We start from the raw sequence: 17,523 nt of genomic DNA, 5'->3' as shown, positions 1-17,523 counted from the left end.
TTTTATTAAAAATGCGCATACTTTCGCTACTTGGTTTAGAAAAAGCACCGATTTTCATTAACTAGGCGTCTTATTTGAATAAAAAGGGAAATCAGTGTTCTTGGCCAAAGAGCTATAAAACTCGCGTTAACCCTTTAGCCAAAGAACACTGTAGTAAGGAACTCGGTTTAAGCTGGCATTGGATTACTTGATGTTTGATGACGCTTAGATTCAATCTGTGCAAATAGAGCAAGTAAGCATAGCGCTGCTAGTGACCCTGCAAGGGAAACATAGAGCGTACTGTAGTAGTTAAATAGCTCCCCAACGACCCCAACACATAGGCTCGCTACCAACATGCTGACATTGAGCATATTGGAAAATAATGTTGATGCTGTCCCTAAACGATCTTTCATCATATCTTGCAGTACAACCATACCAAGGGTCGCGCACACGCCAATAAAGAAACCATTGAGAACCTGTGCTGCGAGCATCGCAATAAAAGAGGTGTTAGTCAGCATGACTGCATAAAACGCAATGCCACTAACCAAACCCGCCATGAGTAGCTTTAGTGTGCCAAACCTTACAGCTAGCTTACCGGCCCCAAGCATGACAGGAATTTCAAATAAAGCCCCTGCACCAAATAGAAAGCCAAGCCAACTAGGGTCAACTTTCAGTTCTTGCGACAAGTAAAGTGGCATGCTGGTGATGTAAAGATTATTGGAGGCAAAAGCGAACACAACGACCAAGCAATAAAGAGAAATCAAAACGTTTGAAGTGGTAGGGTGCTTTACCTCAACTTCCACTTCTTCTGGCGTCTCTGCTTTAACCACTCCATTTGGTAAATATTTGGCAATGACCACAATAGATAGGCTCACGATAACCGCAGAGACAGCAAACGAGGCGTTGTAACCAAAGCTGGCTTTGAGCATAAATGCCATTGGCGGGCCAAACACCCAAGCAATAGCGATCCCTGCTCGCATCGTTGATAAGAAAGTCGTACTGTCTTTCATATGACGGTCACCATACTCTCGGCCAAGTGCGAACAATTGGCCAAAAGAGGCACCACTAACACTGCCAAACACTGTCGCAATGGTCACCGCCAGCCAATATTCTCTCACCACTATAAAGCTAGAGATGGTAATTAGGTAGCAGCTCATCGCCACTAATAGTATGGTTTTTCGTTTCCAGTTCCGGTCCGATTGCCTCGCCAATAACTGAGAGACGATAACAGCACTCACCACCGCCATTATCATGTACAAACTCAACATCATAGGTGATGCGCCAAGCTCTTCAACAATAAATAGGCTCGATAAAGGGTAAAAAAAGGCCCCGCATAATCCAGTGACAAACGCAGTAATAATAAACAGCATTGCCGTTTTATCTTTGAACATGAAGGGCTCCTTTGAGTAAGTGTGTGAGGCTACAGTCTACGCAAAGATATGCCTGTACATTGATAGTATTCGAGCCACATCTAATACTATTCCATCAAGTTAACCTCTTGGTTTGACAGAAAAGCAACAAAATCCATACTATTGAACGGTTAGATCTAGGAGAGCCTCAATGAAGCCATTTATCGAAAATGTTATGGAGACACCAAGCAATGATTGGATTGTCCGTCAGTTTCATTGTCGCGAAAAAAAGGAAGAATTTGCCTGCTCATGGCACTACCACACAGAATATGAGCTCGTCCTTTACCAAGATCCAGAATCCATTTTCAGTGGTAATTACTTTGCCGGTGACGCGGTCGGCTCGGTTCATCACAATACTCTGCTCTTATACGGACCAGGATTGCCACATATGATTACCGGTCAAATCAATGGATCAGAAGAAAAGCCCCACCACTCTGTCATTGTTTGGTTAAAGCATGACTGGATAGAAAAACTACAAGCAACGATTCCAGAGGCACGCAATATTAAGCGAATACTCGAACAGTCCGCTTATGGAGTTAAATTCAGCCCAGCCACATCACAAAAGGTCGCGGACCTACTCAACGGAATTGAGAATATAGAGCGACAGTTCCAAGCAATACGCGTGATTGAAGTACTATTGCTGATTGCCAACGACGTAAGTTCTCAACGATTGTCTTCATCCCCTTACCGTATTAGCCAAGTATCAGGGAATCGCGAAGCACACCAAAAGGTTCAATTGGCGACGCGCTATATCGAAGACAATTATGGGGAAACTATTCGTATTTCCGATCTCGGACGCCACTTACATATGAGTGAAAGCTCCGCGTATCGTCTTTTTGAAAAGCACTATGGGGTGAGTTTTTCCGACCACTTAAAACAATTTAGAATTGGCAAAGCATGTGAGCTGCTCGCTAGCACATCTCAACCTATTGCTCTTATTGCAGAGAAAACGGGCTTTCAAAACCTCTCTAATTTCAACCGACAGTTTAAAACGGTCAAAGAGATGACCCCATCGCAATTTCGGAGTCGCTTTCAGTAGGATAAGCTACTCTACATTAACGAAAAAACGCCTCAAAAAATGAGGCGTTATGGAAAGAGCAAGTTGGGGATTATTACCTACTAGGACATCTGGACAGAACCTAAACAGTTAACTTGCCATGATCCAAAAAACTTACTCTTGAATACCTCGAATTTTCACATTGCGTCGTCGCAACATTTCGAGAGTTAACAACAGCAAGACGGACATACAAATCAGCAATGTAGCAACCGCTAGAATTGTCGGACTTATTTGCTCACGGATCCCTGACCACATCTGCCTTGGCACAGTTCTTTGTTCTACGCCAGTGATAAACAAGGCAACAACCACTTCATCAAAAGACGTTCCAAAGGCAAACAGACCACCCGAAATCATTCCTGGTCGAATTAAAGGAAACGTCACATGTCTAAAGGTGTAAACAGGGTTTGCACCTAGGCTGTAAGCTGCTCTCACCAAACTATGATCAAAACCACTTAATGTCGCAGTGACAGTAATGACGACAAAAGGGGTCCCTAACGCCGCATGAGCTAATACAATACCAGTAAAGGTTTGAGATAAATCTAAACGAGTGTAGAAGAAGTACATCGCCGCCGCTGAAATAATCACAGGTACAATCATCGGAGAGATCAAAAACGCCATAATCGCATTTCGAAACGGAACATTATTGGCAGCAAGCCCCATCGCCGCAAGTGTCCCTAAAACGGTCGCAACAATGGTTGCACTAACGGCAATCAACGTACTGTTTTTAAGCGCCATCAACCACTGACTGTTGGTAAACATATCCACATACCAACGCACCGAATACGCCTCTGGATCTAGGCTTAACATACCTTCAGTGAAAGTAAAGTAAGGTGTCGCATTAAATGAGAGCGGCACTATGATAAGAATCGGTGCGATCAGAAACAAAAATACCAAGGTACAAAACACTAGGTAAGTTGCGTAACCCACTCGCTCACGCATATTACAATAAGCTGGTAATCCCATAGTTAACCTCCTACCTTGATGTTATTGATCCCAACGATGCGATTAAATAGGTAGAACAGCACCGTAACAACAGCGAGAAGTAAGCCTCCAAGAGCAGCCGCCATCCCCCAGTTAAGAGATGTTTGCATATGATAAGCAATCATGTTCGAGATCATTTGACCACTTCGACCACCAACTAATGCAGGGGTAATGTAGAAGCCAATGGATAGAATAAATGTCAGCAGCGCTCCCGCTCCGACTCCCGGCATCGTCAACGGCATATACACTTTAATAAAAGCCATAGACGGCGTTGCTCCTAATGATCGAGCCGCACGAAAGTAGCTCGGGCTTATCCCTTTCATCACGCTATAGAGCGGTAAGATCATAAACGGCAATAAGATGTGGACCATTGCGACTATGGTGCCGAACGTATTGTGCATCATGGCTAATCGCTCGTTAGTCAGACCTAACCAAAGCAGCAGATCATTCACCACACCTTGGTTTTGCAATAAAACTATCCATGAGGTCGTGCGTACCAACAACGAAGTCCAAAATGGTAGCAGAACCACAATAAGTAAAAGGTTTGCCTGTTTATCAGGGAGGTTAGCCAGCAAATATGCCACCGGATAAGCCATCACTAAGCAGATCACTGTGATAGCTAACGACATACCTAATGTCTTAGTAAATAGGTCAACATAGACCTGTCTGGTTTCTGGCTGTGCTGTCACCTTCCCTTCGGCGTCATAACGTAAGTCCAGAGCGGCAAGGTAATAACTCAAGGTATAGGGTGAACTTAAGTTCTTTAATGCAGCCCAGTATTGCGGCTTAGCCCAGCGTTTATCGAGCTTTTTAATCTCATCTAGGCTTTGCGGCAATGACTCCAACTTCGCTAACTTGCGCCCCGTTTTCATCAGCAGACTACGCATACCCGATACTTCAATATTCATTCGGTTTGCAAGCTTAGGTAGCGTCTTGTCTTGGTAACGGTCTTTCAGCTCAGCCATAAAAGTTTGCTGAATACTTAAGTTTGGCACACCCTCATAATCCCACTGCTTAATAGCATTAGAAGATTGAGGAAAAGCATTCGGCAATGCATGGTTGTCGACACTACGATAAAGCATTTCAGCAATTGGGAATGCGAATGTTACACAGATAAAACAGACCAAAGGAAGAATTAGCAAAATGGAGCGAATCTGTTTCTGGCGTTCAGCACGCTTGAGCTGAGCTTTGAGGCTTTTGTCTGACCGAACCAATTTGCGTTGCAGTGACAATACCGAGTTTAGTCCAGTTAATTCGCGACTCATGCAGCCACCTCTTGCTCAACTTGGATCTGTTCACAATCTAACGCATGGCAATCTTGGCTAAGCCAACCTATTCTGTATTGGTTTCCAGCAACAAATGTACGTTCACCACGACTGTCATTAGGGACCTTAACCACCAAGTCTCCAACGCCCGAGATTTCAACCACTAAGCGATGATGATCACCATGATAGATCAACTCTCTCAACATGCCGGTAACCTCGTTATCGCAGTAACCAGACTCAGGCTCAACAATGATCTTTTCCGGTCGAATTGAAAGTAAAGTCTGATCACCAACCCGAGACACTTTGACCGGTTTAGCCTGAATAAGATGGTGATTAATCTCGACAGAACAACGGTCTGAGCCAAGTTCTGCAACCACTCCTTTGAGCTGATTATTCTCACCAATAAACTGAGCAACAAACGCATTGCTTGGTGATTCATAAAGTTCGGTTGGCGATGCCAATTGTTGGACTGCACCATTGTTAAATACGGCAATGCGATCCGACATAGTTAGCGCTTCATCTTGGTCATGGGTTACATATAGCACTGTGATGCCCAGCTTTTCATGCAAACGTTTTATCTCAAGTTGCATTTGTTCACGAAGCTGTTTATCGAGCGCTCCCAAAGGTTCATCCATCAACACTAACTTAGGTTCAAATACCAAGGCACGAGCCAGAGCCACACGTTGCTGTTGCCCGCCGGATAGCTGTTTGGGATAACGATTGGCGACATGAGCGAGTTCTACCATTTCTAGGACCGACGCCACTTTTCGTTCAACCTCTTCAACTGATAACTTGCGAACCTTTAATGGGAAAGCGAGGTTTTCTGCAATCGTCATATGAGGAAACAATGCATAGTTTTGAAACACCATTCCGATATCACGTTTGTGAGGCGCAAGGTTGTTTACTGGTGTCCCGTCGATGTAGATCTCGCCCTTTGTCGCCGTTTCAAACCCTGCCAACATCATTAAACAAGTCGTTTTTCCAGAACCTGAAGGTCCGAGCATAGTGACAAATTCACCCGGCTCAATCGCCAAATTAAAATCTTTAACGACCAGGTTTTCACCATCATAGGTTTTCTGAACGTGTTGAAAACTCACGTATTCCTTTTGCAATGCCATTGTGATTCCTTTTTTGACAGCAATAAAGTAAGCAATCCAAATAGGTAAACAGCTTAACGACCTAATAAGCCGTTTACATAGATACATTGAGGGCAAGAAAAGTCTTGCCCTTTGCGCTAATGACTAGATTCAATTAAAGATTGTATTTTGATAGGTCAGGACGAGTCGCTATCGCCTGTTCAACCAAAGCAATCACTTGAGCACGTTCCTCACCTTTTAGGTTTTGACGCGGAGCACGAACTTGCTCACTGCCTCGACCACACACTTGTTCAGCAAGCTTGATGCATTGAACCAAAGTTGGGATCGTATCTAGGCGTAGTAGAGGTAAGAACCAACGGTAGATTTCTAACGCTTCTGCATAACGACCTTGGCTTGCGAGTTTGTAGATTGCGACCGATTCAGCCGGGAATGCGTTGGTTAGGCCAGAAATCCATCCTGTAGCACCAAGCATCAATGACTCTAGAGCGATATCGTCGACACCACTAAACACGGTGAAGCGATCATCAAAACGGTTGTACAGTTCCGTAATGCGGCGGGTATCCGTTGTTGACTCCTTAACTGCGACAATGCTTTCACACTCCGCTAACTGAGCCATAAGATCGAGATTTACATCGACGCCGTAAGAGACTGGGTTGTTGTAAATCATGATTGGCATTTCTGGTGTCGCTTCAGACAAGGTGCGGTAGTAATCAACCGTTTCACTGTCTGATGTGCGATAGACCATAGCAGGCATTACCATGCAACCATCAATACCAATTTTGTGCGCGTCTTGCATGTAATCAATTGCCGCTGTTGTGATTGATTCTGCAGTCCCTGCAATTAAAGGAACACGTCCCGCAACCACTTCTTGAGCAGCAGCAAGTACCTGGCGCTTCTCTTCTGGGTATAAGGCACAGTTTTCGCCGACAGTACCAAGACAGATAATGCCGTTAACACCATCGTTAATTTGGTTATCAATTACCGTTTGAGTCGCATCCAAATCGATACTCTGATCTTTGCGAAACTGCGTGCTAACTGCTGGGTAGACACCTTTCCAATCTACGTTCATCTTTTACCTTCCATTTGTATATTGTATGCAATTTTAAATTACGGCAGAAAACCGTGATAAATGAGGGTTACCCTCAAACTTAAAGAATCTCTTTTTGGGTTAGAACAAATTTAACTGCGGCCAGATCAGCCAGAGCACTACCAACTGACTTATATAATGTGATCTCTTGTTCAGACTGGCGTCCAGTGTGATGCTGAGAGCATAGTTCAGTTAACTCAGCTTGGATTTGCTCCTGTGTAAATGCACCTTGTTCGATAGGGATAAGTAAATCCCCTGCTTCGGCCAATACATTGATTTTGCTATCCACAAATACACTAGAGCGTTTAACTGCAGCCGTATCACACTCGCGTTTATCTTGATCATGATTGCCGATGAGGTCGATATGTGTACCGGCTGTCACTTTCTCTCCATCAAATAGCGCTGTGGCAGAGCCTGTCACACAAGTAATGATATCATTACTGGATAATGCACTATTCACATCATCGATAGCTTCGACTTCAAACTGCTTTTCAATTGACAATGACTGATACTCATTGCTCGACAAAATGGCGTCGACGGTACTCAATGCTTTTTGCTTATCTCGTCCCCAAACTTGCACCTTAGTCAATGGGCGAATCGCTGAATACGCATAAGCCATATAAGGTGCTAGGTTACCCGTTCCACATATCAGCAGTCGGCTGGCATCCTTGCGGGCCAAATAATCCGCTGCCAATGCTGATGCAGCCGCCGTACGCCAGAACGTCAACACCTTACCGTCTAGCAGAGCAAGAGGCTCACCATTGCTACGATCGAACGCCAAGATCTTCGATGCTAAACTATCTTTTCCTTCTAGATAGTTTTGCGGAAAATAGGTAAACGCTTTAACCGTAATAAGTGACTCACTCCATGCAGGAAGCAAGGCGAAAGCGTCGTAACTTCCCTCTTCTAATGGCATAACTCGACGTTGTGGAATCGTTGACTGCTCTTGGTAAGTTTGGCACATCGACTCAATCAAACCTTTCATAGACAAGCATTTCACTATTTGCTGCGCATCCAGATTGATCATGAAACCTTCCTTATGAAAGAGGCGCATTCACGCCTCCATTGGTTATTAAATTTATCTAGGGTTTGTTGACTTAGTTAAGAAGCCAAGTGTTGAACTCTTCATTCAGCTCATCGGCATAATCTGACCACCACTCATCATCAATCAAAAAGGCAGTTTGAAAGTTGTTTGGCGCTGTCGGTAAGCTCGCTAAGATTTCAGGGCTAATTTGCGCTGATGATGATTTTCGTGTCGGACCATAAGCAACGTACTTAGCTTGGTCAGCTAGGGGCTTAGTACCAGAAGAAAATTTAATAAAGTCGAGAGCCTGAGCTAGGTTAGGACTTCCCTTAGGGATTGCCCACCCATTCATGTAACCCAACTGGTGATCCCAGATGATCTTGAACGGCTGGCCCTCTTCTTGAGTGGCACTATGGATACGACCATTAAATGCCGATGCCATCACGACTTCTTTATCTGCCAACATTTGCGGAGGCTGAGCACCCGTTGTCCACCAAACAACCTGCGGTTTAATGCTATCTAACTTAGCGAAAGCGCGAGCTCGGCCTTCAGGACTTTCAAGAGTTTCATACACTTGTTCTGGCTTCACTCCATCTGCAATCAACGCCCACTCTAAATTGCCTTGTGGCATTTTCTGTAGCGCTCGACGACCTGGAAATTTATTCAGATCAAATAGGTCGGTCAGCTTGGTCGGTGCTGGTTTACCTTTAAACGCTTCCTCATTGATCGTAAGCACTGTTGAAACCACGATCGTATTTACCGCACATTCATGGATAGCACCTGGAATAAAGTCTTCATTTGCAGGTGTACCGTCATCACCTGCAGGCAACATACTAGGATCAACCGTTTCCAATAACCCCTCAGCACAGCCACGAACAATGTCTGGCTTATCTAGTGACACTAAATCCCAACGCACATTATTTGCTTCGACTTGCGCTTTAATCTCCGCGAGACCACCACTAAAGTCTTCAGACACCAATTCAACACCGGTTTTTTCAATGTAAGGCTTGTGGTACGCCTCAACTTGGCTCTTAGTAAATGCGCCGCCCCATGAAACGACGGTTAGCTTTTCACTTGCCGTTGCTACATTGATCGTCCCTAACAGCATTCCAGAAACCAAAAGTGCTAGTGGTGTCATCGTCTTACTTGACATGATTTTGCTCCTTGTTGTTGTCACATCGGGTCATTCCCGAAAGTTTTTGGACGCCTGGATACCGCTGTTAGGCATCAAATATTATCTGTATTTGGCTATCATTTTCGTTAACCTTTAATTAACATAATCCGCTCGTATATTTTATACAATATTTAATTTTAAATTTTTTTAGCAAAAGCGATCTAGCGCAAATGGAGAAATATTAATCGCCGGCTTGCTCTCATTATGGATATCAGAGATTAACGATGCTGTGATTGCAGCTTGAGTTAAACCCAAGTGTTGATGACCAAATGCCAGTAATACTTTTCCGTTCTCAACCGCATCAATCACTGGTAAGGAATCAGGTAAAGACGGGCGGTTCCCCATCCATTTTTCATCAGCAGTATCTAATTGACACTCCGGTTTTAGCAAGCCTGTCGCGAGGCCTTTAAGCATATCGGCGCGCTTCATATTGGGCGGGGATACTATGTCTGCATACTCAACGGTACCAGCAAGCCGCAAACCATTTTCCATTGGTGTCATAATAAACTTTCGATCAGCTGAACTGACTGGGAATGGCAAACAATTTTTCAACTCGGGGACCATTAGATGGTATCCGCGTTCGGCTTGAAGCGGCACCTTAATCCCGGTAATTTTCTTCACTAACGGCACCGATTCAGCGCCTGTTGCAATCACCACTTTGTCAAACTCATGACTGAGAGTTGGTGTCACAACTACCCCCATATCACCATCAAAAAAGACATCATCAACTTGTTCAGTTATCCATTTACCTTGCGCTGACTTAAATGCTTTTCTTATCTCATCGCACATTTTATAAGGGTTTGCCGTATGTCCTGTTTCTGGGAAGAACACCCCTTTCTTAATCGCGTGAGACAAATTGGGCAGTTCATTTCGCAGCTTCTCCTGCTCCCAAACCAGACACTCCACTCCTTGTTCACGTAACGAATTTAAAGTCGGTCTATAACTGTCAAATAGCGTTTCACTTTCAAAAGTCAGCAACGACCCGTTCATTGAAATTAAGTGCGATAGGCCAACTTGGTTCAGTAATTCAAACCAGTTGTCCATCGCGACATTATTCAGCGACGTCAATGCCTCCGTTGCAAGTTTTGAAGACTGCTTTCTCGCTTTGAGTAAGAAGCGAACCATCCACGGCAATGTTCGGTGAATATCTTGAAAACGGACAGAAACCGGACTGGTTGGCGACAACAACATCTTCGGCAGTTGAGGTAAAAGAGCTGGCGTTGCCAGAGGAAATACTTGCTCAGTAGCAAAATGTCCAGCATTCCCTTTTGAGCAACCTTCGCCCGCCCCTCGTTTATCAAAAATGGTGACATCTTCACCACTCAACTGCAGCTTTAACGCGATACACAACCCAATCACACCTCCGCCAACAACAGCAATTTTTTGCTGAGTTGTCGATTTATTACTCACCATTTATTTTGCTCCTCATCACGTTTCAAAAACAAAATTGTATAAAATATACTTAACATCACGATAACATCCATTCCATCCACTTCAACCAATTTCTTATTCAAGGAGCGAGAAATGAGACAAGGAACCTTCTTCTGTATTGATGCGCACACGTGCGGTAATCCAGTTCGTTTAGTCGCAGGGGGTGTACCTCCACTTCAAGGAAAGACGATGAGCGATAAACGCCAGTTTTTTCTAGAGCACTATGATTGGATTCGTCAGTCGCTAATGTTTGAACCACGCGGTCATGCAATGATGTCGGGTTCAGTTGTTCTTCCTCCTTGTAGTGAAAATGCCGATGCGTCGATCTTATTTATTGAAACCAGCGGATGCTTACCAATGTGTGGCCACGGTACGATCGGCACCGTCACATCAGCACTCGAACACAAGTTGATTACACCACGAGAAGAAGGCCGCCTAGTATTAGATGTACCAGCTGGCCAAATTGAAGTGCACTACCAGCGTGATGGCGAGAAGATCACTTCGGTTAAGATCTTCAATGTCCCCGCTTACCTCGCTCACCAAGATGTCACTGTTGAAGTAGAAGGACTCGGCGAAATCACGGTGGATGTCTCTTATGGGGGCAACTACTACGTGATTGTTGATCCACAAGAAAATTATAAAGGATTAGAACACTACTCTTCAGATGAGATTCTCATGCTCAGTCCAAAAGTACGCACGGCAGTTTCAAAAGCGGTGGAATGTATTCACCCGGACGATCCGACGGTCTGTGGCGTCTCTCATGTTCTTTGGACCGGCACACCAACTCGTCCAGAATCGACCGCTAAGAACGCGGTTTTTTATGGTGAAAAAGCCCTCGATCGTTCGCCATGTGGGACAGGCACTAGCGCTCGTATGGCTCAATGGCATGCCAAAGGAAAACTCAAGCAAGGTGAGGATTTCATTCACGAAAGTATCATCGGAAGCTTGTTCACCGGTCGTATTGAGGGAGTCACAGAGGTCAATGGCAGAGCGGCGATATTGCCAAGCATCGAGGGTTGGGCACAAGTGACCGGTCATAACACCATTTGGGTCGATGACCAAGACCCTTACGCCCATGGTTTTGAATTGAAATAAATAAGTTAATCACCACATTTAGGAAACGTTATGAGTAACAACCAAACCTTTCGCGCACTGAACCCAGCGACAGAACAATCATTACCTGGCGATTTTGCCCAACACAACCAAGCAGACGTTAACCTAGCCGCTTCAGCCGCCAATGAAGTCGCTAAGTCATTTCGCCAAACTTCGCCTCAAGTCAGGAGTATGCTTTTACAAACAATTGCTGACTGCCTCGAAGAACAAAGAGAGGCGATTGTAGAACGAGCGAATTTAGAATCAGCACTCCCACCAGCAAGGCTTAACGGCGAGCTAAGCCGAACAACTGCTCAGCTGAGGCTCTTCGCTGGCGTAGTCGAAGGAGGACTGTGGCAAGAAGCCATTTTTGATACTGCGAACCCTCAACGAGAGCCGCTACCAAAACCGGACCTACGACGTCAGAATATTGGTCTCGGTCCTGTTGCCGTGTTTGGTGCGTCTAACTTTCCGCTTGCCTTCTCTACCGCAGGAGGAGACACCGCTTCCGCACTCGCTGCGGGTTGTCCGGTCGTAGTGAAAGGCCACCCCGCTCATCCTGGCACTAGTGACATTGTCGCACAATGCATCGCTAAAGCACTTGACGCGCAGGGGCTACCTCAAGCAATTTTCACCTTGCTCCAAGGTACCAGTCATGAACTTGGTCAAGCGGTCGTCAGCCACCCAGCAATTAAAGCGGTTGGATTTACAGGCTCTATTCATGGAGGCCGTGCTCTATTTGATCTTGCTCAGCGCAGAGCAGAACCCATCCCATTTTATGGCGAGCTTGGAGCATCAAACCCTGTGTTTATTCTTTCCCATCGCATGAATGAAAACGCTCAATCTCTTGCAGAAGAGTATGTCCTATCCATGAATATGGGTTGCGGGCAATTTTGCACTAAGCCAGCAGTTGTCTTTGTATCCCAAAGTGACGCTACTGAGAAGTTTTTGGCAACGGTACGAGATGGTATTACTCAGCAACCCGGTCAAACCATGCTGACCTGTGGCATTAAACAAAATTATCTTATCCAAAGTGAAGAGCGAGCGAACCAGCGTGGATTAACACGCACCCAGTCACAACCAGAAAGCGGCGTACCTTCAATGCTGTTCGAAACCACCAGTGATGAATGGCGTAATAACCCTCAGTGGCAAGAAGAAATCTTCGGCCCACAATCCATTATTGTGGTATGCGAAAATGACCAAGACATGGTGCAACTTGGCCAAAGCTTAGCCGGTAGTTTAACGGCTACAATTCATGCAGATGAGGAGGACTATTCGATCGCAGGCCAACTTTTAGCCGATCTAGAGGAAGTGGCTGGACGTATTGTCTTTAACGGTTGGCCAACCGGAGTAGAAGTCAGCTACGCCATGGTTCACGGCGGCCCTTACCCAGCATCAACCATGCCAGCAAGTACTTCAGTGGGTGCAGAAGCAATCAAACGTTGGCTAAGACCCGTTGCCTATCAATCAGTCCCAGAAGCCTTATTACCTGATGCGCTAAAATCGCAAAACCCACTCAGTGTTCGCCAATCGGTGGACGGGAAGTAGGCTTAACAATCCTCTTCACAAAACCAAAACAATACAGCCTGCTACATTGAGCAGGCTGTTTCTTAAAGCAAAACCTATTAGGTTTTCACTGATATGTTACCAACCGTAGTAGCTCTTCTGAGCGTAACAAGTCGATGTTTTTAGATTATCAGGGCTTTGATCGTTAACCTTAACTGACCAAACGTTCGTTGAATCTTGAACGGTAGGAACCTGAATACCATTGATACTCGCATTCATATACTTAGCATAGGCATTGTAGTATGAAGCACGTTGAGTCGGACCAGTATGGTAAGACGCAGCCTTATTACACTCTAATCCACCATTCACAATGTTAGTCACAGTACCTAAACGGTAAGAGATAACAGCCTCATCGTAAGACTCTCCTTCAGCCGTAACAATACTGCCGCCATCATTACGTTGTGGTAGCCCTAATTCTTGACTACTACTTGAAACGTGAGTGATGTTACCCATCATGACATCATGCGAAGATGGTTTTGCACCTTGCGGCGTCATCCAGAACCAAATACCCGATAAGATCGATAGATCCCCGCGGCTTGCAACATAATCTGGACGCTTCAGCAAGGTGTCACGTTCCGTGATCAAATCACGCATCATGCCATTGTCATATAACCAGTAGCTAAACGCACCGTAGTTATAGTTCCAAGATAGCTGAATAATGCCTCGACCATAGTAAGAACGACCTTCAGCAGGCGGATAAGCGGTAGAGCCAGCATCGACATAGTTGATTGCTGGGCTAGTACCGTCAGGGTTAGTTGAATAACCCACTTCTTCGACCCAGTAAAGTGCACCTTTCCAAACAATACCAGCGTCTTTATCGTTCACGATCCATGGCGCAGGAGCATTGTCCCACGAGCCAGAAGTCTCTCGCGATGATTTCGCCCAAAAGCTTGTGAATTCTAGAGCTTGCTGAGACTTAGTCCCTTCATTCAGGAACTGTTTGTAGCCTTTACTTTCCGCCCACGTATTGTACTCCAGTACCGCACGCTTGAATGCGTCTAGATTAAACGTATCTGTAGAACCATCAGCAAGCGCAAATGGAGGTTGGTTACGAGTTCCACCTTCAACATTGTAGCGACCAGAACGCATAGGGAAGAACCAATCCCAATGTTCGTTAGTTAGCTCACTCAAGAATTCATAGCCGTCGGCTGGCAGGTCAGTAGGTGGATCAATAACTGGAGTTTCTGGATCAGGTGTTACCGGCACTTCCGGTTCTGGATCTGGAGTAACAGGTAACTCAGGTTCAGGCTCGACTGGCACTTCTGGCTCAGGTTCCGGAGCCACTCCATCAACAACTTGCCAAGGAGTTTCCCAATCCTGCAACGTTCCCCCACTAGATACCGTCAGTACTGGCTTGTCGCCTTTCGTCCAGTATCTTGCTTCAAACAATAACGTTGAGCCGTCAATCGTGTGCTTGACTCTGTCCCCTGCAACATAAGCCGTCGTCGAGTTCCATAATTCACCTGGTAATTCTGGTTCTGGAGTAACCGGGATTTCTGGCTCCGGATCTGGAGTGATTGGTAATTCCGGCTCTGGGTCCGGTGTCACTGGAGTTTCTGGATCTGTTGTCACCGGAGGCTCAGGGTCAGGATCCGGTGTAACTGGCGGAGTCACATCATCAGATACCCCATCGATTTGGTTCCACGGAGTTTCCCAATCTTGAGCCGTTCCACCATTCGAAACAGTCAGTGCTGGTTCAGTACCTTGAGTCCAGTATTTAGCCTCAAAATATAGCACCTCTCCATTGATCGAATGTTTTACTTTGTCTCCAGCGCTATAAGCCGACGAACTGATCCAATTATTCACAGTGACAGATTCAGGCAAATAGTGACCTGAAATATCTGTTTCGCTAACCAGTTCCCACGCACCATTAGCGTCGATGAAACTTGGCGACTCACCTTTCACCCACCACTTATTTTTGAATACCCCCCAGCGTTGGCCATCAGTAAACTTTACGCTCGAATCTGCTCGTTCATACGTTTTATTTACGTCAAACACAGGTAGTTGATCCCAACCAGAATAGATTTCACGTTGTGCTGCTTGTTTCGCAAAGCTTCTCTCGTTACTCAGGCTATGGTTGTACACAGCTATCGATTCTGCGTTAGGTACTGTTTTACTGCTTGGAGCAGTGTTGGGCGCTGCATACACACCAGTTGAAACTAACCCACTTGCAATAAGCGTTAATGTTAACTTACTTAAATTTAAGTTTTTGTTTTTCATATATAACTTCCCAATATACCACCGGTTGTGGAAAGTCATATTTTATTGACCAGTGTAGCGAGCGAACACACTCTTTAATTCATAAGCGTAATGATTTGCTCACATATTCCAAGAACAAATAAACACTCCTCAATTGACATTGTAATCATCAACAACTAGTTCTTAATAAGCAACATGTTTCTTAGTGTGATCGATTAACTGTATCAGGAGAGGCACATGGACTGTGATATTCAATTTTATGAACCCGATGATGACTATGGGTTCCTTTCAAACTTTTACGAGTCGCCAATTAATATCGATGGCCAAATTTGGTCCACCAGCGAACACTATTACCAAGCACAAAAATTCATCGACCCTGAAATCCACGCCAAAATACAGCACTGTGAATCCCCCGATTTAGCGTTTGCCTTAAGCCGTAAATATCAGCTCGAAGAGAGAGCAGACTGGATGGAAGTCCGCTTAGATGTCATGCGATTTATTGTTGATGAAAAGTTTCGCCAAAATCCATTGCTCGCGTTCAAGTTAATTGAAACGGGCGATGCGACTCTTACCGAACATTCCCATAAAGATGCTTTTTGGGGAGATGGAGAAGATGGACAAGGCGAGAATCACCTCGGCAAGATCCTAATGGCCGTTCGAGAGCAGTTAAAAGACTCAGAACCTTTCAATCTGATTCAATTTGTTGATAAGGCAAAACTTCCTACTAAATGGGGAACGTTTGAGGTGTATGGCTTTATTGAACGAGAAACGGGTAAGGAACATCTCGCGCTGGTTTATGGTGATATCTCTTCGGTCAAAGCGCCTCTTATTCGTCTCCATTCAGAGTGTTTAACGGGTGATGCACTTTTCAGTACTCGATGTGATTGTGGTTTCCAACTTGATAGAGCATTACAAAACATCACCGATGAAGGTGCAGGAGTATTGCTATACCTACGACAAGAAGGCCGTGGAATTGGGCTACTTAACAAGATTCGAGCCTACCATTTGCAAGATGACGGCGCAGATACAGTCGAAGCTAATGAACGCCTGGGGTTTTCTGCAGACATGCGCGACTACCGCTTCTGTAGAGGAATGCTTAGTTACCTTGGAATTGATACCGTGCGTCTTATGACCAATAATCCGCGCAAAGTGAAAGCGCTAGAACAAGCGCATATTGATATTCAGGAACGCGTTCCTCTTCAAGAAGGATGCAATACGAATAACCAGTTCTATCTTGAAACCAAAGCCGCGAAACTCGGTCATTTATTTGACCGTCAATTTATCAAGCAATAAATCTTACTAAAGTGAGGGCCTACTTGATGAGGTCCTCACAGACTCTTCAATGCTGGCATAGCCTCACGGCCAAATTCCTAACTATTGACCTATCCCCCAAAAAAGAAGTCATTGGCACGTTGTTCGTTCACATTTTCATTCAAAATAGTATATTGAATACAATATTGAAGAAGTAACACTGGAGACTTGGATGTCACAACCTGTTTTTAAAACTCGAACCCAATTAGTCGAAGAAGCGATTCGTACTAAAATCCTCAAAGGCGAGTTAAAAACCGGTCAGCCATTGCGACAAGATGCTTTGGCAAAGGAGTTTAACGTCAGCCGAATCCCTGTTCGAGAAGCCTTGATGCAACTTGAAGCGCAAGGACTAGTTAGTTTTGAAGCTCACAAAGGCGCCACCGTAACGGAACTCTCCCCCGACAAAATTGATGAGTTGTTTGAGTTGAGAGCCGTGGTTGAGTGTCACATCTTAGAGCGAGCAATTCAGAAGATGACCGACGAGGACCTAGCGAAAGCCAACGCAATTCGCGAACGTTTTGATGATGTGGTGAGCCGTGGTGACGAGGTCGAAGAGTGGAGTAACTACAATTACGAACTGCACAAAGCGCTCTATGCCCCTGCCGAAATGCCAGAAACTATGGACGTCATCTACAACTTGAACACTAAGTGCGACCGCTATATTCGAATGCAGCTTCTATTTACAGAAGGCACGGCTAAAGCAGATAAAGAGCATCAGGCACTACTCGAAATGTGCCAAAACCGCGATATAGATGGGGCAAAATACATGCTCAAGAAACACATTCTTGAAGCAGGTGCCGCCATCCGTGATCTGTTGTTAGAGCGTCAGAACAAACCATCGTAACTGAGTG

14 protein-coding genes are annotated in these 17,523 nt (G+C 45.1%); 5 read left to right on the top strand and 9 right to left on the bottom strand.

Annotated elements, in window-relative coordinates; translation table 11 throughout:
- Positions 1 to 167: 167 nt before the first annotated feature.
- Positions 168 to 1,370, bottom strand: coding sequence for a sugar efflux transporter (locus AAFX28_RS05570; protein ID WP_408686411.1), 1,203 nt, complete (start codon positions 1,368 to 1,370; stop codon positions 168 to 170).
- A gap of 169 nt (positions 1,371 to 1,539) precedes the next feature.
- Between AAFX28_RS05570 and AAFX28_RS05565 the strand changes: the two genes are divergently transcribed.
- A complete protein-coding gene (locus tag AAFX28_RS05565) occupies positions 1,540 to 2,427 on the top strand; it encodes a helix-turn-helix domain-containing protein (protein WP_408686409.1) in 888 nt (295 codons plus the stop codon).
- A gap of 132 nt (positions 2,428 to 2,559) precedes the next feature.
- Here the strand turns inward: AAFX28_RS05565 and AAFX28_RS05560 are convergent, their stop codons facing one another.
- The 7 genes from AAFX28_RS05560 to AAFX28_RS05530 all read right to left on the bottom strand — a co-directional run bounded on the left by AAFX28_RS05560 (position 2,560) and on the right by AAFX28_RS05530 (position 10,486).
- Positions 2,560 to 3,408 carry an ABC transporter permease gene (locus tag AAFX28_RS05560; RefSeq protein ID WP_408686407.1) on the bottom strand — a complete coding sequence of 283 codons (849 nt, stop codon included), beginning with the start codon at positions 3,406 to 3,408 and terminating at the stop codon, positions 2,560 to 2,562.
- Between the two features lie 2 nt (positions 3,409 to 3,410).
- On the bottom strand, positions 3,411 to 4,691 hold the full coding sequence (locus tag AAFX28_RS05555) for an ABC transporter permease (protein WP_408686405.1): 1,281 nt from the start codon (positions 4,689 to 4,691) through the stop codon (positions 3,411 to 3,413).
- Entirely contained in the window at positions 4,688 to 5,809 is a 1,122-nt protein-coding gene (locus AAFX28_RS05550) for an ABC transporter ATP-binding protein (RefSeq protein WP_408686403.1), read from the bottom strand. The genes AAFX28_RS05555 and AAFX28_RS05550 overlap by 4 nt, the downstream gene beginning before the upstream one ends.
- A gap of 133 nt (positions 5,810 to 5,942) precedes the next feature.
- Positions 5,943 to 6,857 carry a dihydrodipicolinate synthase family protein gene (locus tag AAFX28_RS05545; RefSeq protein ID WP_408686401.1) on the bottom strand — a complete coding sequence of 305 codons (915 nt, stop codon included), beginning with the start codon at positions 6,855 to 6,857 and terminating at the stop codon, positions 5,943 to 5,945.
- Positions 6,858 to 6,936: 79 nt separating this feature from the next.
- Positions 6,937 to 7,902 carry an ornithine cyclodeaminase family protein gene (locus AAFX28_RS05540; RefSeq protein WP_408686399.1) on the bottom strand — a complete coding sequence of 322 codons (966 nt, stop codon included), beginning with the start codon at positions 7,900 to 7,902 and terminating at the stop codon, positions 6,937 to 6,939.
- 70 nt (positions 7,903 to 7,972) lie between these two features.
- Positions 7,973 to 9,052 (bottom strand): polyamine ABC transporter substrate-binding protein, encoded by a 1,080-nt coding sequence (locus AAFX28_RS05535; protein ID WP_408686397.1) that lies wholly within the window; start codon positions 9,050 to 9,052, stop codon positions 7,973 to 7,975.
- Positions 9,053 to 9,220: 168 nt separating this feature from the next.
- Complete coding sequence (locus AAFX28_RS05530) at positions 9,221 to 10,486, bottom strand: NAD(P)/FAD-dependent oxidoreductase (RefSeq protein ID WP_408686396.1); 1,266 nt, start codon at positions 10,484 to 10,486, stop codon at positions 9,221 to 9,223.
- A 111-nt stretch (positions 10,487 to 10,597) separates the two neighbouring features.
- Between AAFX28_RS05530 and AAFX28_RS05525 the strand changes: the two genes are divergently transcribed.
- Together AAFX28_RS05525 and AAFX28_RS05520 are read left to right on the top strand one after the other, a co-directional pair.
- On the top strand, positions 10,598 to 11,599 hold the full coding sequence (locus tag AAFX28_RS05525) for a 4-hydroxyproline epimerase (protein ID WP_408686394.1): 1,002 nt from the start codon (positions 10,598 to 10,600) through the stop codon (positions 11,597 to 11,599).
- Positions 11,600 to 11,629: 30 nt separating this feature from the next.
- Positions 11,630 to 13,144 (top strand): aldehyde dehydrogenase (NADP(+)), encoded by a 1,515-nt coding sequence (locus tag AAFX28_RS05520; RefSeq protein ID WP_408686392.1) that lies wholly within the window; start codon positions 11,630 to 11,632, stop codon positions 13,142 to 13,144.
- Between the two features lie 96 nt (positions 13,145 to 13,240).
- Here the strand turns inward: AAFX28_RS05520 and AAFX28_RS05515 are convergent, their stop codons facing one another.
- Positions 13,241 to 15,382 carry a glycoside hydrolase family 19 protein gene (locus AAFX28_RS05515; RefSeq protein WP_408686390.1) on the bottom strand — a complete coding sequence of 714 codons (2,142 nt, stop codon included), beginning with the start codon at positions 15,380 to 15,382 and terminating at the stop codon, positions 13,241 to 13,243.
- Between the two features lie 216 nt (positions 15,383 to 15,598).
- Between AAFX28_RS05515 and ribA the strand changes: the two genes are divergently transcribed.
- Together ribA and AAFX28_RS05505 are read left to right on the top strand one after the other, a co-directional pair.
- Positions 15,599 to 16,654 carry a GTP cyclohydrolase II gene (gene ribA, locus AAFX28_RS05510; protein WP_408686388.1) on the top strand — a complete coding sequence of 352 codons (1,056 nt, stop codon included), beginning with the start codon at positions 15,599 to 15,601 and terminating at the stop codon, positions 16,652 to 16,654.
- A gap of 190 nt (positions 16,655 to 16,844) precedes the next feature.
- Positions 16,845 to 17,516, top strand: a complete 672-nt coding sequence (locus AAFX28_RS05505; RefSeq protein WP_408686386.1) for a GntR family transcriptional regulator — start codon at positions 16,845 to 16,847, stop codon at positions 17,514 to 17,516.
- Positions 17,517 to 17,523 lie beyond the last annotated feature (7 nt).

Source organism: Vibrio sp. TBV020 (genome assembly GCF_046056895.1).
In the GTDB taxonomy this organism is placed as follows: Bacteria; Pseudomonadota; Gammaproteobacteria; order Enterobacterales; family Vibrionaceae; genus Vibrio.
This window is presented reverse-complemented; position numbering and strand designations above follow the sequence as displayed.